This is a genomic window from uncultured Imperialibacter sp., assembly GCF_963974565.1.
Lineage (GTDB): Bacteria > Bacteroidota > Bacteroidia > Cytophagales > Cyclobacteriaceae > Imperialibacter > Imperialibacter roseus.
The window spans coordinates 478,183-503,639 of record NZ_CAXBCJ010000001.1; the positions used below are offsets into that span (position 1 = coordinate 478,183).

Consider the following 25,457-nt stretch of genomic DNA (forward strand, 5'->3'; position numbering starts at 1 on the left):
CATGCGGTCTTTCATTATCCTGCTTTGTCTCAGCGCAGTGCTGTTATCTTGTTCAACAACTCCGGAAGAGAAGAAACCCAATATTATTTACATACTGGCTGATGACCTTGGCTATGGCGATGTAGGAGCTTACGGACAAAAGTTGATTCAGACGCCCAATATTGACGCATTGGCGAAGAATGGTATGAAGTTTACCCGCCATTATTCCGGAGCCCCTGTTTGCGCCCCATCGAGGTATGCACTGCTCACCGGGCTGCACATGGGACATTCGTTTATCCGGGGCAACGACGAATGGCGGGAGCGGGGCGCCGTGTGGGATTTTGCTGCCATGCTGGCCGACTCTACCCTGGAAGGGCAGCGCCCGATACCCGACAGCACGCTTACGATGGGCGAAGTAATGCAGCAAGCTGGCTACAAAACAGCACTTATTGGCAAGTGGGGACTGGGGGCACCTGCCTCCGAAAGCACACCTAACACACAAGGCTTCGACTACTTCTGTGGTTATAATTGCCAAAGACAGGCACATAATCTGTACCCCACACATATTTGGGAAAATGAAAACCGGATTTACCTGAACAATGAGTTCATGGCTCCCGGAGAAAAACTGGCAACGGGTTCAGACACACTGGCTGAGTCGAGCTTCGACAAGTTCTACCAGGCTGATTACGCTCCCGGCGTTATGCACGAAAAGGCGCTGGGCTTTTTGCGTGAAAACAAAGACAACCCCTTCTTTCTGTATTATGCTTCTCCTCTGCCGCACTTGCCTTTGCAGGTACCAAAAGAGTACGTGGAAAAGTATCATGCCATTTTTGGTGAGGAGCAGCCCTACCTGGGCAACCTTGGCTACTTCCCTCACCGCTACCCCAGAGCTGCCTATGCTGGGATGATCAGCTACCTGGACGATCAGGTGGGTGAACTGGTCGCAACACTGAAAGAATTGGGGATTTACGAAAACACACTCATCATCTTCACCAGCGACAATGGGCCTACCTACACTGCCGGTGTGGACTTCGAGTATTTCAACAGCACCGGCCCATACACGAATGGCTATGGAAGAAACAAAGGGTTTGTGTACGAAGGGGGAATAAGGGTGCCGATGATTGCCAGCTGGGAAGGCAAAATCAAGCCTGGCACTACCACCGACCTTGCGTCAGTTTTTTACGATGTGATGCCGACATTTTGCGAACTTGTTGGCATAGCCGCTCCTGCCAAAACAGATGGAATCAGTTTTTTGCCCACTTTACTTGGGCAGGGCAATCAGCCTGTGCATGAGTTCCTTTACTGGGAGCTGTTGGAATACACCGGGCAGCAGGCTGTGCAAATGGGCGACTGGAAGGGCGTCAGGAAAGGGATGTTTGAAGGCAACCTTGGCGTTGAGCTGTATAATTTGAAAATCGATCCAAAGGAGCAAAATAACGTAGCGGCCGAAAACCCCGAAGTCGTAGCACAGATTGAAGCCATCATGAGCCGGGAGCATGAGCCGGCGGCGACTGAGAAGTTTAAGTTTGAGGCCCTTGGAGAGAAATAGGAAACATGGATGGTAAGCCATCTCGAAAGTGGTGGACGCCGGTCAATTATACATCACAAGGGAGACCCTTGCAATATTAGAGGAAAATAGCAGGAAGTGCCGGTACGTAAGAATAGGCGGCAAAGAAAAGACACAAGACGCTACAAACGGAATTTATGGTTAGCCATGTTTGTAGTGGCGAACGCCAATTGAATAACTATCACAAGGGAGACCCTTGCGATATTGAGGACAGCAAATAACTTATAACCTTACAACACAAATAACTATGAATCAACCACCTATCTACCTCATCGTTACCTGGAAGGTGAAACAAGGCCAGGTCGATACAGTCATCAAACACCTCAGGGAAATGGTTCCGAGGACAAGAGCGGAAGCGGGTAACCTGTTTTACACGCTGCACCAAGGCAAAGACGATGACCACACGATCGCCCTATACGAGGGTTACAAAGACGAGGCGGCCCTACAGGCTCACCGTGATGCAGACTACTTTAAGGAAATAGTGCTGGGCAAAATAGTGCCACTGCTTGAATCCAGAGAGGTGTTGCTGGTGCATCCGTTGTAAGGAGCGCAGGAACAACTCATCCAAACAAATCTGAACTCAAATACCTGTCACCCCTGTCGCAGGTAATACACACGATCACGCCAGACTCCAGCTCGGAAGCAATCTGCAAGGCGGCGTACAAGGCGCCGCCGCTACTCATCCCAGCCATGATGCCTTCTTCTCTGGCCATGCGGCGAGTCATTTCTGTGGCCTGATCCTGACTCACGTCCACCACTCTGTCCACTCTTTCTGGCTCAAATATCTTGGGCAGAAACTCCGGCGACCAGCGTCGGATACCTGGGATGCTTGACCCATCGGTCGGCTGGGTGCCTACGATCTGGATATTCTTGTTCTTTTCTTTCAGGTAGCGGCTCACCCCCATGATGGTGCCCGTAGTGCCCATAGCAGACACAAAGTGCGTCACTTTTCCCTTGGTATCGTTCCAAATCTCGGGGCCGGTGGTTTTGTAATGGCCTTTCCAGTTGTCGGGATTGGCAAACTGGTTGAGGATGGTATAGCCATCCTCGGCTGCCATTTTATCGGCCAGCTCTCTGGAGTATTCGATGGTTTTGGCGGCTGGTGTTAAGATCACTTTGGCTCCGTAAGCTTCCATCGACAGCACCCGCTCTTTGGTGGAATTGTCCGGCATGATCAGTGTCATGTGCACCCCCATTACCTGGGCAATCATGGCAAGGGCAATCCCCGTATTTCCGCTCGTTGCTTCCACAAGCTTATCACCCGGCTTGATATCGCCACGCTCCAAAGCGCTTTTGATCATATTGTAGGCTGCCCTATCCTTTACACTTCCGCCAGGGTTTTGCCCCTCCAGCTTAGCATATATAGTTACGTTCTTATTGGTTGGGATTTTTTCCAACGCTACTATTGGCGTGTTGCCAATCAAATCGAAAAGCTTCATTGAGCAGATTCTTTGAAGATGAGCAGATCAGTTTCCTCGGTATCGCTATTGTACATGCGGGCCTGGTAGTAGACTTTCGTGTTCGGAGCTACGCTGCGAGTCAGCCACACATTGCCACCAATCACGCTATCATGGCCAATAACGGTTTCGCCACCTAAAATGGTAGCACCAGCATAAATCACCACGTTGTTCTCAATGGTCGGATGTCTTTTTGTCTCCGCATCTTTTTTGTCGACACTAAGAGCTCCGAGGGTTACACCCTGGTATATTTTAACGTGGTCGCCAATGATGGTGGTTTCTCCTATCACCACACCAGTGCCATGGTCGATGCAGAAGTGCTCGCCAACGGTAGCAGCCGGGTGAATGTCAATGCCTGTTTTGCCGTGGGCATGCTCGGTAATGATCCTTGGAATCACCTTCACACCAAGCTTGTGCAATTCGTGCGCAATGCGGTAGGAGGCAATGGCGTAAAAGCCGGGATATGTGCGAATCACTTCACTCTGGCTTTTGGCAGCCGGGTCGCCTTCGTACAGCGCTTTGATGTCGTCGATGATTTTTGAGTGAACTTCTGGCAGCTTATCAAAAAAAAGCTTCGCCACATCTTCCAAATCCACTACGCCCTTCATGGGATTCAACGTGAGCATCTCATCCAACTCAATCTGAAGTTTCTTCAGGTGTATTTCCAGCTCTCTTTGCGACGAAAAAGCCCGCATGGAAAAATCAGGAAACAGCGTTTCCAGCAAGTCCACAAAAAACTGTGACACTCTTTTAGGGCTTGGGCACCTTGGGCACTCCAGATGATCCTTGTATAATTTATCTAGAAATTCCTTCTGCATGATGTATCAAACTGTTTTTTGAGAAAAGGGTTCCCCGCAATTCCATGAAAGGACAGGAATTGTCGCAAACTGGCATTCTGTTGATGTCATTTGACTAAGCGCCCCTCTTCCGATAGTAGTAAATATCGTGATAATTGTTATTTAACCCAGAACATCCCGCTACTTAAACAAATTCGTTATGAGCACATCAAACAAGCCATTGAGTAAAGCTATTGTTTTAGCTGGCTTTGCTACAGGCACACTGGATATCCTCTCCGCTTTCGCCAGTGCCTGGGTCAGAAATTCCACCACCCCTGCAGCGGTGCTCAAATTCGTTGCCAGTGGTGTTTTTGGTGTTGAAGCGCTCTCTGGTGGAGCAATGATCGCAGTTTTCGGCCTGCTGTTCCACTATCTGATAGCCTTCTCATGGTCGGTTCTCTTCTTTTTGCTTTACAGCAAGGTCTCAATTTTACGAGCAGGGGTTGTACTTCCGGCGGTGATTTACGGCCTCTGTGTGTGGCTGGTTATGAATCAGGTAGTGCTCCCGCTGTCCAATACGCCTAAGTTCCCTTTCAACCTGACCTCAGCCATCATTGGTTCATGTATACTAATTGTGGCCATTGGCCTGCCAAATGTGTTGCTCGCCAGAAAACATTTTGGTTCCTGACAGGGCATCATTCTACTTTCATGATTTCACCTCTTGGCCCGACGCCCGCCTCGTTGAAAGGCTCTATCTGGAAATAATAGGTTTTGTCCAGGTCCATGGCTGTGAAATAATACTCATTGGCACCGTACACCATCACGCTGTTGTAAAGCTTATCGGGTGCAATCCCTGTGTAAATGTTGTAACCAGTGGCATCGGGCATCTGCTCCCATTTGAGCCAGGCATTGCGGCGTTCACTGTCGCCACGGAGAACGATAAAATGCCGGACAGGTGCTGGAAGTGGCTTGTTCTGCTTACCAAAAACCCGGAAGCCACTAAGCGCAAACTTGCCTGTGGGCATATGAATGTTTTCCATCTTCAGGTAGCGAGCCCTAATGGGCTCACTGAATTCGATGTAGTCGTGAGGCACATCTGTTTTATTTTGTCCCTTGTTAGCAGCCACCTTCCATTTCTTGCCATCCTCTGAAACGTAGATAATGTACTGATGGTAGAAACCGGTTGGCTTGCCAAGGAAGTCAGCATCCTGATCCGCATAATTGATTTGAATGGCATTCACCTGGCTCACCTCGCCGAGGTCGGTTTGGAACCACTCTCCCTTGTTGCCAGTAGCGGCGCTCCAGTAAGTTTTAATGCTTTCATCCACCGCCTGATTAGGAGCAAAACCTCCCAAAGTAGACGAGACTTGAACAGGCTTATTGTAGTTCAATAGCATCCAGCCGGTAAACCTGCTTTTTAAGTGATCAGCCGGGCCATTTGGTAGGTAGTGAGGATAGTCGCCGAAAGTGGTATTGCAATACAAGATGCCGTCGTCATCAAACCCTGCTGGCCAAATGCCAAGGCGGCGTTCGAAGTTATTCTTCACGCCAATGACTATCGTAGAAACATGCCACCAGTTGCCCGACAAGTCCTGATAGGTGGCACCATGCCCGGCCCCTCTGGCGAACCCTCCCGGCTTGTAGGCAAAAGGATTGTGCGACTGATATGTCCATGGCCCCAGGGGTTTGTCGCTGGTGTAAACTCCGTCGGCATAACCACTAAATTCTGTGCCGGGGGCGCCGTATTGCAGATAATACTTACCATTGTGCTTGTTGACCCAGGCACCTTCCATGAAGGGGTCAAGAAAAGTATTGTCGGCATGCTCACCAAAGCGCTCCCAGCCGTGAATGCTGTCATTCAGGTGGATCATATCCACTCTTTCTCCAATTGGCTGCAAGGTCTTTCTATCAATTTCTATCCCGTACATAGGGTAAAAGTTGCTGGAGCCGTAGTAGAGATAAATGCGGCCGTCATCATCTTCGAGAAAAGAAGGATCCCAGGCGGCACCCTCAAACTTGTCCACAGCCTCCGTCCAGTCGTCCTCAGTAGGATTGGTACTCATCCAGAGCGGAAACTCTTTTGTATGAGTAGAGCCAATAACAAACAGTGTATCGCCCAACACGAGCGTGGCCGGAGCACAAAGCTCATCATAGACATCGTGCCACGGCTTCAGAAATTTACGTGGTACAAAATTCCAGTTGTACATATTGTCGCTCCACCAGTAGCCCCATTGGTTGGTCGAAAAGAGATAGTATTTGCCTTTGAAAACAGTAATGACAGGATCGGCCGTGGCCCGGTGTCTCCCCATTTCACTGAAGTTGGGAATGGGCGTGTAGCCGTAGTCGATATTGATGGGGTTACAGTAAGTTAGCTGTTGGGCATACACAGATAAACTAAAAAAAAGCCCGATGAGCATGACAAAAAGGAATCGCATGGTAGAAGTATGTGTTGCTAAGCAAATGTAAGAAAACGTCGCAACGATCATTTACCTAATTGAATATGAGTTTAACGGTTATATTAGCTATTAGAAATACATTAAGCCGACATGACGTCACTACCGAATAATTACTACTCCTCCCGCAAAAGCTTCCTTGTCTGGCTCATCGTACTGCTACTTGCCTATCTGGGCACAGCTAACATCTATCGGTCTATCGTGTCGATGCACACCAGTTCCATCCTTATCTCTTTGGCTATTTGGATTCCCGTCCTAGTCTTCATTCTCACCATATTTTTCGGCACCGGCTATACCATAAAAGACAATGTTCTGATTGTAAAAATCGGGCCGTTTATAGCTGATAAGGTCGATATCAGAGACATTTGGACGGCTCATCGTACTTACACCCTGCTATCGGCACCAGCTAATTCCATCAGGAGACTTCGGATAAAGTACAAAGGTGGCGAAGTAGTCATTTCTCCGGATCGAGAACATGAGTTTCTGGCAACCCTGAAGCAGCTCAATCCAACCATCGAAGTGCTTGTTTAAAACCGCCTTACTGCCGATCATCTATTCCACATCTTAGGTTTTTGATCATTATTCCTAAATTGAGCTTTACTCAAGCTTAATCCACTCCCAATGAAACTCGTTAACCAGCTGATCTTCGGCCTTTTTTTTGCCACTATCCTTTACTCTTGCAGCCCCTCTGCTCCCAAAGAAGCCGAGAAAAAGCGCCCCAATATCGTGTTCATCATGTCGGATGATCATGCCTACCAGGCCATTAGTGCCTATTCCAACAAGCTGATTGAAACACCCAACATCGACCGGATTGCCAAACAAGGCATGCTGTTTACCAATGCCAGTGTTACCAACTCCATCTGTGCACCATCTCGTGCCGTTATCCTCACTGGCAAGCACAGCCACCTGAATGGCAAAATCGACAACAACTTCCCGTTTGATACTACCAATGTCACCTTCCCTCAGCTTTTGCAAAAGGAGGGCTACCAAACGGCCATGTTTGGCAAGCTGCATTTTGGCAACAGCCCCAAGGGTTTCGATCAGTTCAAAATTCTGCCGGGCCAGGGGGCTTACTATAACCCCGATTTTATCACTAAAAACGAAGGCAATATCAAGGTAGAAGGCTATGTGACCGATATCATCACCGACATGACGCTCAACTGGCTGGACAAAGAAAGAGATGCTGAGAAGCCTTTCCTGCTAATGTACCTCCACAAAGCGCCCCACAGAGAATGGCTGCCTGCAGAAAGGCACTACACAGAGTATATCAACAAAACATTTGAAGAACCTGCTACGCTGTTCGACAACTACGAAGGCCGTGGCTCCGCAGCCAAAGAGGCTGAAATGAACCTGCTCACCCACATGAACTGGGCCGGCGACTCCAAGATCTATCCGGACGTGATGGATGAGCTCGGCATACCTGAAACTGCCAACTGGGACAAAGCCGCTTTCAAAAGAGAAGTTGGCCGCATGAATCCTGAGCAAAGAGCCAAATGGGACGCCGTGTATGGCCCCATGAACGAGGAGTTCAAGAAGAACTACCCCAACATGACCCGGGAAGAGAAGATGAAGTGGCGCTACCAGCGCTACATGCAGGACTACCTGGGCTCCATAGCCTCTGTGGATGAGGGTGTGGGCAAAGTACTTGACTACCTGGAGCAAAACGGCCTGGCAGAAAACACCATCATTGTTTACACGTCCGACCAGGGCTTTTATTTGGGCGAACACGGCTGGTTCGACAAGCGATTTATTTACAACGAATCGTTCAAAACCCCATTGCTGGTGAAATGGCCGGGTGTGGTTCAGCCAGGCACCACCAACACCCAAATGGTGCAAAACCTCGACTTTGCTCCCACGTTGCTATCAGCCGTGGGTGCAGAAGTGCCCGCCGACATGCAGGGTGAGAGCCTGATTCCCCTCCTCAAGGGCGAAAATGATAGCTTCAAACGAGATGCTGTTTACTACCACTACTACGAATATCCGGGTGTGCACATGGTGAAGCGCCACTACGGCATAGTGACCGAAGACTACAAGCTGGTGCATTTTTACTACGATGTGGACGAATGGGAGCTTTACGACCGCAAAAAGGACTTGCAGGAAATGACCAATGTGTACGACGATCCGGCCTATGCCGATGTGGTAAAAGACCTGAAGGAAAAGCTGGCCGGACTAAGGGTGAAGTACAAAGACTCGGAGGAGTTGGATCAGATGTATATTGAAAAATACAAGGAACTCAAGTAAGCCTGCCGATCATAAATGAAACCGGAGCCCAGTGGCAACGGAGAATAGATTCGGAGCGATCTTGAGTGGCTTTGTGGTGTAGTTTACCGGCTCACCAAGGCTCAGGCCTGTAGTTGAGGCCCTGGTATATACATCCTGCTCAAGCAATAGTTGGACCGATAAGTTTGGGTTGATGAAGTAAGATGCCTTTGCCATGAATGCAAGACCTGGCACAAGCGTTGTGCGCCTTGCTTCATCATACACAAAAACATCAGGAAACGACGAGGAGCCGTACGTTTCCGTTGCCAGGTAAATGTTACTAAAAATCAGTCCGGCGCCTGCCGACAACTGAAAAGGGGTGCCAACAGCGCTGTAGTAAGGCTTGAGGTGATACATGCCGTATAATTTGTGGCTGCTCTGAAACATGTAAACGGATGTTCTGATCTCGTAACCATTCCTGCTGCCGTACAAGTTGACCACATCACCATACTCATTCTGGAAGTCATAACCCACTTCGAGTGTATCGCTGAGCGAGTAAGAAACGCCTATTCTAAATATACCATCATGCCCTCGTCTGCTGTCACCATACTTGCTGTCAAACTGCAAAGGGGTGTAGTTCTTTTCGATTTTTCTAACCATGCCGTTTAGCCCAAGCCCGTAGGAAAGGCCAAAGTGAAACCGGGGGCTATACTGCGGATGCCGTCTCGCAATTGGCGTCTCAGTGAAGCTATAGTTACGAAGCCTTCTCTTACCCTTTTCCGATGGCCTTATCAAATGCAAATCCTGGTTGGTAAACCTTGCAAGCCGACCTATCGGAAGTTGAAAGGCAGCCTTTTCTCCCGCCACTTCATAGTCAAGATGAACGCCTTTGGCTCCATCCACAATACCCGCTACTATGCCTACCGGCGTAACAAACAGCACAGACCCCACCACCAGATCAAAACCTCGTCCAAAATAACCGGGCTCGTTGGAGAAAACGTAGGTAGCCCACAATGACTCCCCAACTAGTGCCCCCCAACCAAAGCCTCTACAAAAACTGCCCTTCTTGAAATAAGCAATCCTGGCAATTTCTTCAGCGCTCAGCTCCTCCACCAGCAGTTCATCTCGTTGTTGAAAATGAAGAAGCCCGTTTTCCTTGTCGAAATCAAGTAAAAAACCCGCAACCTCGGTTCCATCTGTCTTTATCGCTTTTATCAGCACAATTTTCCTGTCGTCTACAGGCAATGCAATCTGACCAAAGGCAGCGCAGCTATGCCACATAGCGACACAAAAAAAGACGCATTGCGTAAAAATGTGTTTATGCATTTTCGGGAGAAACTAATGAAAGAGTCTCTGAAAATTAATCATTAGCCAGAAATAAAAGCCGTTTAGTGAAAAAATAAAATACTAGCATAATCGATCTCACATACATTATCGGGCGCAACTCACCAAAGCAGAAGATTATGGAACTAAAGCCCGAAAGGGCCGTTATTAAGTCAATAGGATTGCCGAAATATGGAGGCTATGAATACCATTCATCTGTTTGGACTTAGAATAGATGAGCCCATAGTTACAATCACCGACCTGCTGGTGTCGGCGCTGTGTATTTTTTATTTCTACAAGCTTCAAAAATCGGGGAAGACCGGGAAAGTGTTCATCTGGTTCAAGTACTACTTTCTCCTGATGGGCATTGCCACAGCGCTCGGCGGCTTGCTCGGACATGCGTTTCTCTACGCCTTTTCCTTTGGCTGGAAGCTGCCCGGCTGGATCATCAGCATGTTCGCCATTATGCTGATAGAAAGGGGAACTATTGAGCATTCAGGGGTGCTTTTTAAGGAGTCGGCAGTGAAGGTGCTGAAAGTGATCAACATCCTTGAGTTGCTCACCTTCCTTTGCCTCACCATTTTCACACTCAATTTCTTCTTTGTAGAATTCCATTCCGGCTATGGCTTGATGTTCGTGGTGCTGTCGTTTGAAGGCTACCTCTACCTGAAAACCAGAAATGCTGCCAGCAAAAACATACTCATAGGCATTGCCTTTGCGGCAGCGGCGGCACTGGTCTTCATGAACAAGCTGTCGCCCCACCAATGGTTCAATCATATAGCACTAAGTCACGTGCTGATGGCTGCGGCTACCTTCTTTATTTATAGGGGGGTGCGAAAAATTGAAGTGAAGCATAGTAAGACAATGGCATAACCTAAGTTACATTTGGATTCCTTTTGGAAGTCTTGGTACTCCTGTCATCGGCTCAAATAGAATAGAATCCTAAACCAAGTACTTGCATTCTCATCACCGAAGATCACCCGGGTTTCTTTCCTAGCCGGATCATTCCTCCAATCCCAAGACCGGATAAACTACCGGATAATTGCAGGGCCTCACTTTTAAATCCGTACGATAGGTTTCCAGTGCGTAAACTCAGTATGATCCTATCATGCATTCGGTAACCCAAGGAGGGCAGACTGAATCCGATAAGAACATCGTTGACGTAAGCATCGTTTCCTCCCGTAAAGCTGATCGTACTGAAGGCACCCACTCCCCAGAATAGCTTTTCACCCAGGCTAAAGTTCCAGGCAAAGTTTGTTCCAAAATTAAAAGACGTAGCGTTTCCAGAGATATCATTGTAACCTACTCCAAGTCCGAGCAATCGATTATTTTTGACAGCATAGGAATAGCCCGCACCTACTTGAAAGACATGTGCCTTGTGGACTAATACAGAGTTGAGTGATCCGTTGATAAACGATTCTCCTTTGTTGATTTGGGCATGGCCTGCAAAGGCAAACAAAAGAAATAGCGTTGCGATAGAAAGTCTTTTCATGCTGATTTTCGTTAGTTTTTTAAACGAAAAATTAGAGCAATTATAGTGCCTAAAAGTCCTAAATGTCATTTTCTTGAAAAATACAATATCAAACCTACCAGACAATTTCCCAGCACCTTTCCGGCTTTTCACATTACCACTGAACATAGATTTTGTAAAACCTTTAGCCCTTTCTGTCGCTATGCGTTATATTTAAATTCTACTTAAACTTTTGATCAGATGACATTGAATAGAAAAGACTTTCTAAGAACGGCCGGGCTCGCTGGTGCAGGGATGGTACTTGCCCCCACACTTAGCTCCGCCAAACCGGCCAGAGCCAGCAAATACACCTTCCAGCTTGGCCTTGCCAGCTACACCTTTCGTGAATTTTCGCTGGATACCACGATAGAATACACAAAGCGCCTTGGCATTTCCAAGATCGCCCTAAAAAGCATGCACTTGCCGCTAGACTCGTCAGAAGCAGACATCAAGGCAGCTGCCAAGAAAATAGCCGATGCCGGCCTTGAGTTGTACGGCGCCGGCGTTATCTACATGAAAACGGAAGCAGAAGTGAACCAGGCGTTTGCTTACGCAAAAGCGGCAGGCATGAAAATGATCATTGGCGTGCCCAACTATGACCTGCTGCCGTTGGCGGAGAAAAAAGTGAAAGAAACTGACATCAAACTGGCCATCCATAACCACGGCCCCGGAGACGACCTTTACCGCAGCCCCAAGGACGTTTACGAAAAAGTAAAAGGGCTTGACAAGCGTATTGGCCTTTGCATGGACATTGGCCATGTGGTGCGTATTGGGGAAGATCCCTCTGTGTGGGCTGAAAAATTCAAGGATCGGATTTACGACATCCACCTTAAAGACGAAGACAAAGCTCAGGAAGATGGCAAGCCGCTTGAAATCGGCCGTGGTGTGACTGACATACCGGCGTTTCTGAAGACGATGATCAAAGTTGGATACGCCGGCTATATGTCGCTGGAATATGAGAAAGACGGCAAAGATCCGCTGGCGGGTGCTGCTGAGTCCTTCGGCTATGTCAGGGGAGTGCTTAAAGTGATTTAACAGAAATTTCTCGTAGTTGCCACATCAGGATAAGTTTGACTTTCCCGGTGTGGTAACTTTTTTTTTTAATTACCTGGCAAATTTGGCCTTCCGTTGATTAGAAAAATACCCTGAACATCATGTTGGGTGTAAGCTTTAACCCAGCCTGGCTGATAGTTTCCAGGTTTCCGGCGGCAATGCGGTAATAGGTTCCTAACACATTTTCATACGCCGACAGGTTCCAGATAGAAAACCCGGCCTGACCTCGCATACCTGCCCTCAAATTAAAGTTATATCTGGCTGACAAGTCAATGCGGAAGTAAGGGCTAACTCTGGCTGCGTTGGGGAGGTCGTAGCTGATAGTCCCATTAACTATTGGGTTGGAGGCATTTACAGCCGTATAAGGCCGGCCTGTGTGCCAGCTAAGGCTAGTGGACGCTTGAAAGCTATCCCTGGTATAGCCCGCACCAATCGTTAGGTTGTGCAAAATATCAAGGTTATTGGGAAAGGCGCTCACCGACAGTTGAGGAAAATCATATCGATTTTTAGCCACAGCATAACTCGTCCAGGCAGAAAGCTCTTTAAAGTCTCTTTTCACCAGCACGTCCACACCAAACACCTGGTAACTACCATTTGACCTTAGGTACTGGAACTGGTTTTGGAACCCCTGGCTGGAGGTAATGATACCCTTGACCAGTTTTAAATATGGCTCTGCACTAATCAACCACTTGTCGGGAGAATACAGCAAGCCCACCGAAGCCTGCTTGCTGCGAATAAGCGGAATGCCCACTCCATTGGAAAGAACCCATCTTCGTTTCTCGACACCTAAAAAGTCGTTTTGCAAATCGATCACCTGGGTAGTAAACTGGCTTTTTTGTTCAGCCAGCAGTTCAAGTGCAACATTTTCGGCCAGCTTCTGATGAATGGAAAGGCGAGGCTCCAGGGTAAATTGATCGAGCGTAGAGTAGTAGTTGGCACGAAGCCCTCCACTTATGTTGGTGTTGTTTGATGGCGTAGAGTGATTGACATTAGCAAACAACACCTGGCTTCTGTTAACCTCCTTTACATACCTTCTGAAAGCTGGGTTATTCAGCACTTCCAAATTACCAATGCCTACCTCTGTAAGTTGCACACCTCCCGTTACATCAGTGGTTTCATTAATAAGCAGTCTGGTATCGATTTTGAAACCGACATCCAGCACTTCATTTTCTTGCTCTAGCCGTTGGTTATTGGGAATGTTGTTGTTAACGCCTCTGAGCTTGTACCACGACACAGGCACACTAAGCGTTGATTTCACTGACCGACTCCACTCCTTTTCATACCGAATGCCTGAAGCCATACTCTGCTGAGAAAGACTACTTGCCTTTGACTCCCTTACCCCATTTACTTCAGCATTTTCAGTGTAGGTCAGGTCGTTAAAAATTTGCAGGAAGCTGAGACTTAGCTTGTCGCCTTCTGAAATCTGGTAGTTAATTTTTGCCGTTAAATCGTAAAAATAGAAGTCTTCGTTGCTATTCAGCAGGCTATCTCCGGCCGAAACCCTGGCGACGTCGGTGTTGCGAAATGCCCGGTCAAAATAGTTGTCGTAAGTAGGCGTTCTGACAATATCAGCCATCGACCTGCGCCCGGCCACACTTATGGAAGCCCTGGAGGATAGTGGTGCAGTAAGGTAGCCGTCTGCACTTAGCAGATTGATGCCACCGCCACCACTCCACTCTTTGGCCACTTTGTCGTCGGGTTTGATCTCAATGGTGCCGGAAACTCCTTCTCCCAAGCGAGCGCCGGTGCCATTTTTTGTCAGGATTACTTTGTCAACGAAATAGGGATTAAAGGCAGTGATAAGGCCATAAAAATGACTGGACTGATACATTTTTATATCGTCCCAAAGTATCAGGCTTTGATCGTTAGTCCCGCCTCTAATGTTGATATCGGAAACCGACTCGTTGGCGCTTTGTATGCCCGGCAAAGCCTGCATAGTATACAGCACATCGGGCTCGCTCATGCCGGGCAGCACCTGCAATTCCCGGGTTTTCACCTCAAATGCCCCTGAAACGGTTTTTCCCACTCCGCCAACAAGGTAATTGGAGATAAGAACCTCTTCAAGCTCCACTGTTTTGGCTGCGAGACTGATGATCAGACAATCCGTAACTTTTTTTTTAGCCAGATCTATTTCCAGGGGTTGATAGCCCAGGTGCCTTACACGCAAAACGGATTCTGGTCCCTCAAGCGCTAACTCAAAATATCCTTCCACATTGGTAACAACCGAAGTTGACAGATGGCTTACGACGGCCGACGTCACGGGCTCGCTGGTTCCCACGTCTTTCAGGTAGCCACAGATCACCCTGGCGGTGGTCTCCAACTTTCTTATAGCAACAAATCGATCATCCAATTGCTCGAATTCCAGGTCGGTGGCCTGTCGCAGGTACGACAGACATTGAGCCAGGCTTAAGGCATCATCCGGAAGATCAACATAGAGGTGGGCAACATTTTTATCTGCATAGGAAAATGCAATTTCATACCTGGCCTCAAGAATTTTGAGAACTGATAATAACGGCTGCGCATCTTCTTTTTGCTGGCCAAAAATGTGTGCTGCCAAAAAAAGGAGTGGTAGAAGGAGAAAAAATTTTACTTTTCTATTGATCACCAGACAAACGAACCAGGTTCTCTTCACGGTCAAACTTTATATTGAGCGGAAGCGTGATTGACTTCAGAGCAAGATTTATGTTGTCATGCGTAAAGCTGCCAGTAAACATTTGATTGGCATCCACACGAACCAGTTTTACCTTAACGCCATACTGCCTTTCAAACTCCTCCACCACCTGACTATACGGCACACTTTCAAATCTGCTTTCGTTACCTAACCAACCCGGGCTATCGTCGGCACCTAACTCCAAAGCCGCTGACAAACCGCCTATCAAACGCCACCCCTGGCCTTTTTCTAATATTTGCTCGGTGCCTTTTGACCGAACTTTCACCGTTCCTTCATAGCATTGCACTTCAAAATACCCTGTTCTGCTCTTCACATTGAACTGTGTGCCCACAACAGTGACTGTACCTGACGAGGTCTTCACATCGAAACGGGAGCCGTGAGAGACTTTAAAGAATCCTTCGCCACTTAGTTCAACTACTCTGGCTTTGTTCCACCCGCTTTTACTGTAGGTGAGGCTTGAGGCTTTATTCAGTGCAACCTCTGAAGAATCAGGCAAATAAGTGGTGGTTTTCGTGGCCGCCAGTACCCTGACCGTCTCATCTCTCAACAAGAGATAGCCTATGACAAGTGCTGCGCTGAGCACTAGTAGCAAAGAGGCCGCAACCTTTAGAAAATTTCGTTGCCATATGGCGACAACTCCGACCTGGCGAGGAGCGATAGGCAATCTTTTCTCCTCGGCCTCAACATCGTAATCAGGAGCTTTCATCCGTTGCAAAAAACCTTCAGTTCGCCGTAGCTTTCGATACGTTTCGGTTTTCTCGAACGACAACCGTTCCGACTCCGAAAGCGTTTCGGCCAGCCATTTTTTCACCAAGTCTTCTTCGTCCATAATTTTTACTTCTTAATAAAAACAGATGAATGCAAGAATCTCCTACCTGCCACATTTTTTGCACAATCAAAAATCGCCCAGCTGCTCCCTTATAATTTTGTATGCTGTGTATATCCTCTTCTCAACTGCCTTGCGACCTATACCCAGCATGTCGGCAATTTCCTGATGCTTTTTTCCTTCTACCCGATTCAACATAAAAGTCACCCGCTGATCCTCGGTCAAGCTTTCGAGCGCAGCATGAAGTCGCTGCCTGTATTGCTCTTCCTCCATTGCAAATTCAGGCGACTCAATTGTGTATCGCTTTGCTTCTGCCGTCTCCTGATACCGTAACGCTGTCTTTCTTTTTGCCAGCTCATTTAACATTTGGTTGTTGGCCACTGTAAAAAGGAAGGCCCTGGCCTTTTCAGGTGGTACGTTTTTGCAGTTATTCCATAATTTCACAAAAGCTTCCTGCACAATATCTGCAGGATGGTTTCCGGCACCGTACTTATAGTAGAGAAAATCATGAAGGTCTTTTGAGAGCGCTCTGAAAAGTGTTTTAAACCTGCCTTCATCACAAACATTTCGCTTCTCATGGCTCATATGAACCCCAATTTAACAAAGTTTAGGTTTACCGGTAGGAGTTTTCAGTGTCAGCCGGTTTAATTACCGAAAGCAGGGCAAAATCCTATGCAGAGACAAATTACATTTTTGAAGCAGTTCATTGTATTAATGAGCCTGGTGATATCGGCGATCTCCTGCCAGGAGCCTACTGAGGATATTACGGAGCCCGGCAAAGAAGCGGCTTTCACCAAAGGATCGGCCCTCGGGCAGCTGCTGCAAAAAATGTCGCTAAAGGATGGCTCCGACGATAATGTAATAGACAATGCCAGTTGTCTGACGCTGGTGCTACCGGTAAAAGGAAGCTTCAGAGGAAAGGCATTTACTGTTAGCAAAGAGGCTGATTTAGCTGTTTTACAGGACATATATTATTTAAATCCTTACCAGTCAGACCGTTTTCTTTTAGACTTCCCCTTGCGTGTGATCAAATCCGATCACACGGAGGTGGCAGTTTCCAGCCAGGAAGAGCTGGACATGCTGGCTGCCCTGTGCGTTGGCAACGGACTTGACGACGACATCGAGTGTGTCGACATCGAGTATCCGATCTCCATGGCCACCTACGACCTGCAAAATCAGATTGCCGACATCCGAACAGTAGCCGACGACGCCTCTCTTTTTCAGCTTTTAAATGAATTTAATAACGACGACCTTCTTTCGATCCAGTTTCCTATCCAGGTTGCCACCAGCATAGGGGCGCAAGTGATTGAAGGCAATACTGCGCTACAAAATGCATTTGACACAGCGCAGGACACCTGCGATGAGGACGATAGAGTCTTTTACAATACAGGCCTGCCACTTGCCACGGGAAAGCTGGAGCTGTTGTTAACTGATGCCCCCTTCCCAATTGATTTGATTGAAGAAGCCAACGTCACAATAGTCAAAATTGAAGTGAAAACCGGCGATGCAAATGACACCATACCTTTTATTACAGTTTTTAACGAGCCGACAACCTTCAATTTGCTCGACTTGAGTAATGGCATCACCGCAAAGCTCAGTGAAACAGCATTGCCGGTTGGCTCCTATTCATTCTTTAGCGTATACGTTAGCGAGGGAAGTGTGCTACTGAAAGACGGGCGACTATTCGATCTCAAAATCCCATCAGGCGACAAGAGCGGCATTAAGGTAAAACCAGCCTTTGATATTGAAATAGAAGAGGGTGAAAGTGCCAGCTACTTACTGGACTTTGACGTTAGCAGCAGCTTTGTGGTGAGAGGCAATTCAAACACTCCTGCGGGCATCAACGGGTTCAACTTCAAGCCAGTCATCCGAACTTCCAATCAGCATGCTACCGGCACTCTTTCTGGTACCGTTAACGACCAGAACGGCGCCGTTCTGTCCGGAGCCCAGGTCGCCCTGTTTGCAGCCGACACACTTCACACAACAGCACTGAGTGGTGAGGATGGCAAGTTTACCATTCTCGGCCTGACCCCGGGAGGTTATCAGGTTCAGGCAGAGTTAATCGACCACGAAACCTCAACACTTGACGACTTATTGATCGAAAAAGGAAAAGAAACTACAGTTACTATCAATCTGACTAACATTAATTAAATCAGTTATTCTTTTACAACAAAACAAAAATTCATGAGAGCGAAGAAGATTTTATTACCATTTATTGCCATGGCTATTATTGCCGGACTTGTGGGATGCAACAACGATGGCGACTCGGGCGGAACCGGACAGTTGGTAGTAAAAATGACAGATGCACCTTTTCCAAGCGATTTGGTGAGCGAAGCAAACGTAACTGTTACTAAAATTGAGGCCAGACAAAAAGGCGGAGACTCAGAAAGCGCATTTATTACCATCATGGAAGACGAGGTATCAGCCAATCTATTGGATCTTACGAATGGAGTGACTGAAAACCTGGCCGACGTCGAAATTCCCGAAGGTACTTATGATCTCATCAGGGTGTATGTGGCCGATGCCACTGTGGTATTAAAAGACGGCACATCTTATGACCTGAAGGTGCCCAGCGGCTCTTCCTCGGGCATTAAAATATTTGTAAAACCAGGTATAGAAGTAGCGGGGGGGCTAACTGCCGAACTACTGCTGGACTTCGACGTGGCCAGCTCCTTTGTAGCCAAAGGCGACGCCAGTTCACCGTCTGGTATCACCGGGTTCAACTTCAAGCCTGTTATCAAGGCCTCCAACCAATCTTTTGCCGGTCGGCTGGTGGGTGCTGTAACAACCGAAGTGGAAGGGGAAACGGAAACTGAAATCATCGCATTGGGGGGAGCCACGGTATCGGTTTATGCCGCCGACACGCTCAATACCACGGCTATTACAGCCGAAGATGGTACCTACACCGTGCTTGGCTTACAGGCTGGCCTCTACAACGTAACTGTGGAATTGCAAGGATATGCAGCCAATACCTCCGAGGGGGTGGAAATTGTGGCAGCTAATGCAACCACACAAGATTTTGTACTCAACCCCGAATAAAAAGAAGTTTAAGATGCCGTATTAGTGCGGTAAATCTCTTAGGTTAGAGGGGAGGCGAGCTTTTAGGCTTTGCTTCCCTTTTTTTGTTGCCAAGCCCAGCCACCATTGCTTTCTGCCGCAAATAAACGAGCTTCTAATTGAGGTGGAATAGCGTACCTGCAACGACCTTCAACGCAGAAACGGTTTTTCTACCAGCATAACGCATCAGCATTAACTTTGGCTATCTTTATATTTACAAAAAGAAAATTCACCACCCCTCCCCGAACGGTGTTAACTGCAACAAATATCATTTATGAAAGTCGCTCATATACGCTCCATTTTTCTAGGCTTGCTATTAGTCACATGCTCAGCCCGGGCCCAAAACGTCCTACAGCTTCACCCCCAAAACCCTCACTACTTCCAATACCAGGGCAAGCCACTGATCATTATCGGCTCCGGGGAACACTACGGGGCAGTGATGAACCTCGACTTTGATTACAAAACTTATCTCAATACCCTGGGAAAGGAAGGCCTCAACCACACCCGCTTGTTTACGGGAGCTTACCTGGAGAAGCAGGGCGACTTTGGCATCAAAAAGAACACCATGGCACCGGCGGAGGGCAGGGCCATCCTGCCATGGAAGCGGAGCAACCAGCCCGGCTATGCGCTAGGCGGCAATAAGTTTGACCTCGACCAGTGGGATCCGGCCTACTTTGCCCGACTGAAGGACTTCATGGCCCTGGCCAGCACCAGCAAAGTGATGGTGGAAGTGTGCCTCTTTTCGGCTCACTATGGCGGGGGGTGGAACTATGCTGCCTTCAACCCCAGCAACAATATCAACGGTACGCCCGAGCTGGAGGCTAAAGACGTGAATACCCTGAACAACAAAGGATTGCTGGCCCGCCAGGAAGCTTATGTGCGAAAACTGGTGAGGGAGCTGAACGGTTTCGGTAACTTCTACTTTGAAATACAAAACGAGCCGTGGGCGGATAATACGGAGATTGTTTTCACCAGAAACGATTACGGCGAAAGCCCGTGGACGGACAAAATTCAGGTGGTATCCCAGGCCTCGAACGAGTGGCAGAAAAAAGTGGCCAGCTGGATCAAAGACGAAGAAAGCAAGCTGGCCAACAAGCACCTGATCTCACAAAATATCTCCAACTTCTACTACCCTATTACCGAGCCCGACCCGCAGATCGACATTTTCAACTTCCACTATGCCTACCCACGGGCGGCCAGCGAAAACTATTACCTCAACAAGGTGCTGGGCTTCAACGAAACGGGCTTTGCCGGAGGCGAAGACGACACCTACCGCCGGCAGGTATGGCAGTTTGTGATGGCGGGCGGTGCGCTGTTCAGCCACCTCGACTATTCCTTTTCGGTAGGCCAGGAAAACGGACAAGACACTACCTATGAATCGCCTGGCGGAGGAAGCCCTGACTTGAGAAAGCAATTTGGTATTCTGAAAAGCTTCATGGAAACCCACGACCTGGTGAACCTGAAGCCCGACGCCTCGGTGGTGAAGGCAGCGCCCGGTGCCACCACGCTGGCCATGAGCAATGGCAGCGGCATGTGGGTGGTGTATTGGGAATCGCTGGCAGTGAAAAGCTATGACATTACGCTCACCCTGCCCGCTGGGAGCTATTCCACGGAGTGGATGGATGTAACGACCGGGAACATTGTATCGAAGGGAGCAGTGAACGACAACAAACTGGCCGTGCCAGGGCTCGCTGATATGGTGCTGGTGGTGAGGAGGAAGTAGTAAAAACCGCATCCTCATGTTATAATGATAATATACGTATATTATGGGTTTACAAACGGGCAATATGGCTTTATGAGGCTTATTGAGCTTTTTTTGTAAATAAACCAAAAGATATATATAATGGGTGTAACACGCACTAGTGCGTGTTACACAAGTGTTAGCTTCAATAAAACCTGCATGGATAGATTTTCACTATTATTGATCTGCTTAGTGGTATTCGGATGCCAAAAACCTGAGAACGAAGTAAAGTCCAAAATGGACGCTTTTTTCGAGCTGAACCGAAGTTCTCAAAAATTCGTCATTCAGGGAGATTCTATTAACACCTTGATTACTGAGAGAGGAGCAATTATTGAAATTTCATCAAATCAATTGGCAGCAACTACTACCGAACCGATTGAAGTAGTAATATCAGAAGTTTACGATAAGTCGGATATGATTTACTGGGGACTTTCCACAAACACCTCAGACGGATTTTACTTAGAAAGTGAAGGAATGCTGAATATTGAGTTTTATGCTGGGAACAGCCCCATTAGATTAAACAAAGGAGAAAAGCTAACTATCAAATTCCCCAGATCTGAGAACCTTTACAACTATAACGTTTATTTAGGTTCATCGAAAAATAATATAACTCAATGGAATCTTTCGAATATCGTTCGAACCGATACGTTTGTTTATCAGACAGCAAGAGAGGTTCGATTGGATTATGGTGGAAATGGAGCAATCTTAAATACTTACTACATATCTCGCAATGATACACTCTATTCAAGCAGAGAGGTATTAGATCCTGGCGATGAGCAGTTTGATTCCGTTAAAGATTCGATTACAATCCCATCTTACCTTAGGGAATCCATTTATTTTATGTTTGATTTTTCAGAGCTTGACTGGATAAATATCGATAAACTAATGGAGCCCGACTCGACGGAGACTCTCATAGTAAAGTCCGACACAAGCTTTCAGCAAAAGCATTTCCTAATTTTTAAAGACAGGAATAGCGTTCTTTCATCATATCCAGAACCTAGACTGGTTTTTGACAAGATACCACTCCATGAAAATTTAGAGCTCATTAGTATCACCGAAAGAAATGACACTCTAATGTATTCTCACTTAGAATTCAAATTAGATTCATTAATTGAGCTGACTGCCAAGTATATGCCTGTTTCAAAGGAGGAGTTAAAAATGGTGATACAAGGGGTTAATAAAAAAAGAAGCTAACACAACAGTAAAGTGAATGTGGGCTTCACCGGATGTCATTGGGAAGTTGGCTTGGATTGCCCGCCACAATTTATAATTTTAACATCGCCGTGGCTAAGTGCCAGTGGAAGCGGAGCTGCGTAAAACTCCCACACTCACTTTACTGAGGCGTTGTGAGCAATTGGGGAGATTTGGAGCTGAAATTGAACCTCTAAAATTTACCAATTTCATCTTTTCCAAATTGATTTCAGAAGCTAACGGGTAAGCACAGCCTCTTCATCGCTATTTTCGTTTTAGCCCTTTGCAAGGCCGGTTGGTTAATTGGTATCAATGTCCCGATTCGTCGGGATAAATCCGAGCGTCATTTTGGCTGGAATGTAAAAAGTCCCGATCTGCGGTCGGGACTAGTTGATAAATTTCATTGGTGGTCCGCCAGCTGGCGGAACCCCGTTCAGTATAATTTTCAAGTGTAAATATACATTCTCTTAGGGCTCTTTTAAAACTTTAAAAACAAGAGAATGAAAAAGATGCCTTTGACAGTTGTCAACCCTCATGCTGCCGGAATTGATGTCGGTAGCCGAACCCACTTTGTAGCCATCGGCCAGGAGCAAAAAGACGTGAAGTCCTTCGGAGTTTATGCTGAAGACCTGTCTTCTTTGGTGAAGTGGCTGATCGACAGTCAAGTCACAACAGTGGCTATGGAATCTACCGGAGCATATTGGCAGAATCTATTCGTGGAACTCATCAACTCTGGTATTGAAGTAGTACTCACCAATGGGAAGTTTACCAAGAACATCAATCGGAAAAAGACCGATGTACTTGACTGCCAGTGGATACAAAAAATGCATTCATTAGGTCTCCTACCTTCAAGCTTCTTACCCGATCACACCACCGAAAGACTCAGAACCCTCTGCCGACACAGAACAAACATGATACAGCAAAGAGCTGATAGCATCCACAAAATGGCCAAGTTCCTCAAATATCTCAACTTCCGGCTCGATGTTGTTGTCCGAGACATTGCCGGACAAACTGGCCTGAAGATCATTGAAGAGATCTGCAACGGAAATCTTGATCCTAAAGCTCTTGCTGCTCATCGACACCACAACTGCCGGCGCTCTGAAGAAGAAATTGCAAAAGCTCTCGTGTCCAACAAAAGAGAAGATTACCTCTTCGGCCTCAAGCAGGAGTTTGCAAGACATCAGTTCTATACCTCAATGGTTATTGATTGTGATAAGGAGATTAGCCAATTCCTTGAACAAACAATCCAACAAAAGGAAGATGTAGTAGATGACATCCCCGACGGAAAGTACTTCAAAAGGCAAAATAAAAATGCTATCACAGGTATTGATCTTAACATTGCTTCTTACCAGTACTTCAACGGTGTTGACTTGCTTGCTATACCTGGAGTTAGTCACTCAACCATCCTCTCCCTGATGAGCGAGATCGGGCCAGATGGTTTTAACCAGTTCCCCACAGCCCAGCATTTTGCCTCTTGGCTCAAGCTTGCCCCAAACAACAAAATCAGTGGTGGCAGAGTCCTATCCAACCGAATACCGCAAGGTAGCAACAGGCTTAAGATAGCTCTACGAAATGCCGCCAATGCTGTGGGTAATCTCAAGGACTCTGATCTTACCAAATTCTTTAAAAAGATCGCTTTCAAGAAAGGTCGGCAGACAGCCATCAATGCAACGGCCAGAAAGATCGCCGTAATCCTCTGGAACATGATCACCAAGCGCCAACCCTATAAGCCAAAAAATAATTACCTATTTTTAGATCAAAAAAGACGGATTGTAAGCAGAATGAGAAAACAGATAGCAGACCTGGGAATCAACCCTGACGACCTGGGCTTTTCCAGAGCAAACAGGGATAAAATCGCAGCTCAAATGCCATCTGATTATCAACCATTTAGCTTACGTTAGTCAGTATAGACTGATAATCATGGAATTTCTGCGCAAACTTTTTGGACTTCAAAAATCGAACTCTGAGCATGGGGTGGTAATTCACTTCAATTACAATAAGGAGGACTTGGCCCCGCTACAAGATCTGGAAAGAAGGCTTGATGACGTATTAAAAGGTAAAGCCGTAGGGGATTATGATGGTAACGAAATCGCAGTAGACTATTCGGATGGGTATTTATTCTTATATGGCAGGAATGCCGAAGAACTATTCGCAGAAATTAAAGGAACACTTGAATCGACCGACTTCATGTCGGGAGCGAATGTCAAATTGAGATTTGGTCCTCCAGAGGATGGAGTTAAGGAAATTGAATTTAAACTCAATTAATGTTTGCTGCTCAGACAAAAGCAAGAGGAATCGATTTGAAAACTATTTACCAAACGCTCATCTGGGCCGGTATTTTGATTTTCATTACCGGAGTTATCTGTGACGCAAAAGCTATCGAGTACTTGAGATATGGAGCGATAGTCGGACCCATACTTTTTGGTATCGGGACCATCATTTGGATTCCTTTGCGAATCAAAAATCCGATCCTTCATCCAATGAACTCCCATGAATACAAATCAACAGCAGATGCGTTTCTAGCCTTCATATTCAATAATTTTATGTTGGAGTTTTGGGCCTTCTGTTGCGCTTTTGGAATGCTGATGGTGACAGGTGGAGGCGCAGCGATGAAAAGTTCTGGCGGTTTCAATGCTGCTGTAACAACTATAATGGCAGACGACGAGCTGACCAACCGTATTGGCGAATTCCAAGGAACCGGAATACTGGTGTCCGGCTCAACTAGTTCGACCAAGGCACACCTCATTTTTAGCGCATATGGGACAACCGGCGGGACACGGGTCAGTATTAGTTTGGCTAAAGAGTCCGGACAATGGCTTACTACCTCACTGACCTACGATTAGAAATGCTCACAACACAGCGGTAAAAATGAATGTGGGCTTCACTGGTTGTCAAAGGTCAGTTGGCTTGGAATCTCCGCCACAAAGTATAATTTTATCATTGGCGTGGCTAAGATGTAGTGGAAGCGGAGCTGCATAAAACTCCCACACTCATTTTACCGAGGCGTTAGTTTTAATATCTGCAGATGCGGCAAATAAAGACCCAACCTAATACCCTAAGGCGAGCGACTGCCACCATCATAGATATCTGCGTTTATCTGACTTTTTTGGGTTTCTACGTTTATTCCTTCGGCACTCTGAACAATGAAGGCGAGTATACTGTAGACGGCTGGCCAGGGTTCATTTTGTTGCTGACATGGTTTCTATACTTCCCCATTGCTGAGACTATAAACGGGCAGACACTTGGACGCAGAATCATGCAACTCAAAGTGGTGACTCTCAATGGATACTCGATTTCGTTTGGACAGGCATTCAAGAGACGAATATTAGACTATTTTGAGATCATCATGACATTTGGACTGGTGGCCTATGTGACATCCAGAAACTCGGAACGCAATCAAAGAGTCGGTGACATCTGGGCCCGGACGATTGTTGTTGGCGACGAATCTGCAATCTGCCAGCATTGCAACTCTAAATTGACCCTAACACCCGACGAGACAATTAGCGGACACTTCACCTGCCCCCAATGTGGAAAAGAAAACTAACACATGCCTATAGCGAATGGGGGCTGTTCAGGTTAGTTGAGTGCAGTTGGCTTGGATTCTCCGCCACAACGCCTATTTTTATCTTCTGCGTGGCTAAGTGCGAGTGGTAA

23 protein-coding genes are annotated in these 25,457 nt (G+C 47.0%); 15 read left to right on the forward strand and 8 right to left on the reverse strand.

The genetic code is table 11. The features are described from left to right. The first annotated feature begins 1 nt into the window (after window position 1). Both AAC052_RS02155 and AAC052_RS02160 read left to right on the forward strand, forming a co-directional pair. A complete protein-coding gene (locus tag AAC052_RS02155; protein ID WP_339810581.1) occupies window positions 2–1,528 on the forward strand; it encodes an arylsulfatase in 1,527 nt (508 codons plus the stop codon). A gap of 265 nt (window positions 1,529–1,793) precedes the next feature. Then, the gene (locus AAC052_RS02160) at window positions 1,794–2,090 is read left to right on the forward strand and encodes a putative quinol monooxygenase (protein WP_339810583.1); all 297 of its coding nucleotides are present in this window, start codon (window positions 1,794–1,796) and stop codon (window positions 2,088–2,090) included. Window positions 2,091–2,106: 16 nt separating this feature from the next. Here the strand turns inward: AAC052_RS02160 and cysM are convergent, their stop codons facing one another. Together cysM and AAC052_RS02170 are read right to left on the reverse strand one after the other, a co-directional pair. After that, window positions 2,107–2,985: a cysteine synthase CysM gene (cysM, locus tag AAC052_RS02165; RefSeq protein ID WP_339810585.1), complete on the reverse strand. Its 879-nt coding sequence runs from the start codon at window positions 2,983–2,985 to the stop codon at window positions 2,107–2,109. Beyond that, complete coding sequence (locus AAC052_RS02170) at window positions 2,982–3,821, reverse strand: serine acetyltransferase (protein ID WP_317490168.1); 840 nt, start codon at window positions 3,819–3,821, stop codon at window positions 2,982–2,984. The genes cysM and AAC052_RS02170 overlap by 4 nt, the downstream gene beginning before the upstream one ends. A gap of 178 nt (window positions 3,822–3,999) precedes the next feature. On the opposite strand from AAC052_RS02170, the gene AAC052_RS02175 reads away from it, so the two are divergent. Continuing rightward, window positions 4,000–4,467 (forward strand): DUF1440 domain-containing protein, encoded by a 468-nt coding sequence (locus tag AAC052_RS02175; RefSeq protein ID WP_339810587.1) that lies wholly within the window; start codon window positions 4,000–4,002, stop codon window positions 4,465–4,467. A 7-nt stretch (window positions 4,468–4,474) separates the two neighbouring features. On the opposite strand, the gene AAC052_RS02180 is transcribed toward AAC052_RS02175, so the two are convergent. Further along, the gene (locus AAC052_RS02180; protein ID WP_339810588.1) at window positions 4,475–6,214 is read right to left on the reverse strand and encodes a family 43 glycosylhydrolase; all 1,740 of its coding nucleotides are present in this window, start codon (window positions 6,212–6,214) and stop codon (window positions 4,475–4,477) included. Window positions 6,215–6,325: 111 nt separating this feature from the next. Between AAC052_RS02180 and AAC052_RS02185 the strand changes: the two genes are divergently transcribed. Both AAC052_RS02185 and AAC052_RS02190 read left to right on the forward strand, forming a co-directional pair. Beyond that, entirely contained in the window at window positions 6,326–6,763 is a 438-nt protein-coding gene (locus tag AAC052_RS02185; RefSeq protein ID WP_339810589.1) for a PH domain-containing protein, read from the forward strand. A 90-nt stretch (window positions 6,764–6,853) separates the two neighbouring features. Further along, window positions 6,854–8,473, forward strand: a complete 1,620-nt coding sequence (locus AAC052_RS02190; protein WP_339810591.1) for a sulfatase — start codon at window positions 6,854–6,856, stop codon at window positions 8,471–8,473. A gap of 9 nt (window positions 8,474–8,482) precedes the next feature. Here the strand turns inward: AAC052_RS02190 and AAC052_RS02195 are convergent, their stop codons facing one another. Next, the gene (locus AAC052_RS02195) at window positions 8,483–9,757 is read right to left on the reverse strand and encodes a hypothetical protein (RefSeq protein ID WP_339810593.1); all 1,275 of its coding nucleotides are present in this window, start codon (window positions 9,755–9,757) and stop codon (window positions 8,483–8,485) included. Window positions 9,758–9,955: 198 nt separating this feature from the next. Here AAC052_RS02195 and AAC052_RS02200 point away from each other — a divergent pair, with 198 nt between their 5' ends. Beyond that, entirely contained in the window at window positions 9,956–10,627 is a 672-nt protein-coding gene (locus tag AAC052_RS02200) for a hypothetical protein (RefSeq protein WP_339810594.1), read from the forward strand. Window positions 10,628–10,730: 103 nt separating this feature from the next. On the opposite strand, the gene AAC052_RS02205 is transcribed toward AAC052_RS02200, so the two are convergent. Further along, window positions 10,731–11,246, reverse strand: coding sequence for a hypothetical protein (locus AAC052_RS02205; RefSeq protein ID WP_339810596.1), 516 nt, complete (start codon window positions 11,244–11,246; stop codon window positions 10,731–10,733). A 219-nt stretch (window positions 11,247–11,465) separates the two neighbouring features. On the opposite strand from AAC052_RS02205, the gene AAC052_RS02210 reads away from it, so the two are divergent. Then, window positions 11,466–12,299 (forward strand): TIM barrel protein, encoded by an 834-nt coding sequence (locus tag AAC052_RS02210; protein WP_339810597.1) that lies wholly within the window; start codon window positions 11,466–11,468, stop codon window positions 12,297–12,299. A gap of 97 nt (window positions 12,300–12,396) precedes the next feature. Here AAC052_RS02210 and AAC052_RS02215 read toward each other — a convergent pair whose 3' ends face one another. The 3 genes from AAC052_RS02215 to AAC052_RS02225 all read right to left on the reverse strand — a co-directional run bounded on the left by AAC052_RS02215 (window position 12,397) and on the right by AAC052_RS02225 (window position 16,399). After that, a complete protein-coding gene (locus AAC052_RS02215; protein WP_339810599.1) occupies window positions 12,397–14,874 on the reverse strand; it encodes a carboxypeptidase-like regulatory domain-containing protein in 2,478 nt (825 codons plus the stop codon). A 37-nt stretch (window positions 14,875–14,911) separates the two neighbouring features. Beyond that, a complete protein-coding gene (locus AAC052_RS02220) occupies window positions 14,912–15,817 on the reverse strand; it encodes a FecR domain-containing protein (protein WP_339810601.1) in 906 nt (301 codons plus the stop codon). Window positions 15,818–15,883: 66 nt separating this feature from the next. Beyond that, window positions 15,884–16,399 (reverse strand): sigma-70 family RNA polymerase sigma factor, encoded by a 516-nt coding sequence (locus AAC052_RS02225; RefSeq protein ID WP_317490158.1) that lies wholly within the window; start codon window positions 16,397–16,399, stop codon window positions 15,884–15,886. A gap of 87 nt (window positions 16,400–16,486) precedes the next feature. Between AAC052_RS02225 and AAC052_RS02230 the strand changes: the two genes are divergently transcribed. The 8 genes from AAC052_RS02230 (at window position 16,487) to AAC052_RS02265 (ending at window position 25,347) form a co-directional block, all read left to right on the forward strand. Next, window positions 16,487–17,965, forward strand: a complete 1,479-nt coding sequence (locus AAC052_RS02230) for a DUF4382 domain-containing protein (protein WP_339810603.1) — start codon at window positions 16,487–16,489, stop codon at window positions 17,963–17,965. Between the two features lie 33 nt (window positions 17,966–17,998). After that, entirely contained in the window at window positions 17,999–18,853 is an 855-nt protein-coding gene (locus tag AAC052_RS02235; RefSeq protein ID WP_317490156.1) for a DUF4382 domain-containing protein, read from the forward strand. Window positions 18,854–19,145: 292 nt separating this feature from the next. Then, window positions 19,146–20,594 carry a hypothetical protein gene (locus tag AAC052_RS02240; RefSeq protein ID WP_339810605.1) on the forward strand — a complete coding sequence of 483 codons (1,449 nt, stop codon included), beginning with the start codon at window positions 19,146–19,148 and terminating at the stop codon, window positions 20,592–20,594. Between the two features lie 177 nt (window positions 20,595–20,771). Further along, window positions 20,772–21,806, forward strand: coding sequence for a hypothetical protein (locus AAC052_RS02245; RefSeq protein WP_339810606.1), 1,035 nt, complete (start codon window positions 20,772–20,774; stop codon window positions 21,804–21,806). 497 nt (window positions 21,807–22,303) lie between these two features. Further along, window positions 22,304–23,704 carry an IS110 family transposase gene (locus AAC052_RS02250; RefSeq protein ID WP_339810608.1) on the forward strand — a complete coding sequence of 467 codons (1,401 nt, stop codon included), beginning with the start codon at window positions 22,304–22,306 and terminating at the stop codon, window positions 23,702–23,704. Between the two features lie 19 nt (window positions 23,705–23,723). Beyond that, window positions 23,724–24,068 (forward strand): hypothetical protein, encoded by a 345-nt coding sequence (locus AAC052_RS02255; protein ID WP_317490418.1) that lies wholly within the window; start codon window positions 23,724–23,726, stop codon window positions 24,066–24,068. Next, window positions 24,068–24,646, forward strand: a complete 579-nt coding sequence (locus AAC052_RS02260) for a hypothetical protein (RefSeq protein WP_339810610.1) — start codon at window positions 24,068–24,070, stop codon at window positions 24,644–24,646. The genes AAC052_RS02255 and AAC052_RS02260 overlap by 1 nt, the downstream gene beginning before the upstream one ends. Window positions 24,647–24,828: 182 nt before the next feature. Continuing rightward, entirely contained in the window at window positions 24,829–25,347 is a 519-nt protein-coding gene (locus AAC052_RS02265; RefSeq protein ID WP_339810612.1) for an RDD family protein, read from the forward strand. Window positions 25,348–25,457: the final 110 nt, after the last annotated feature.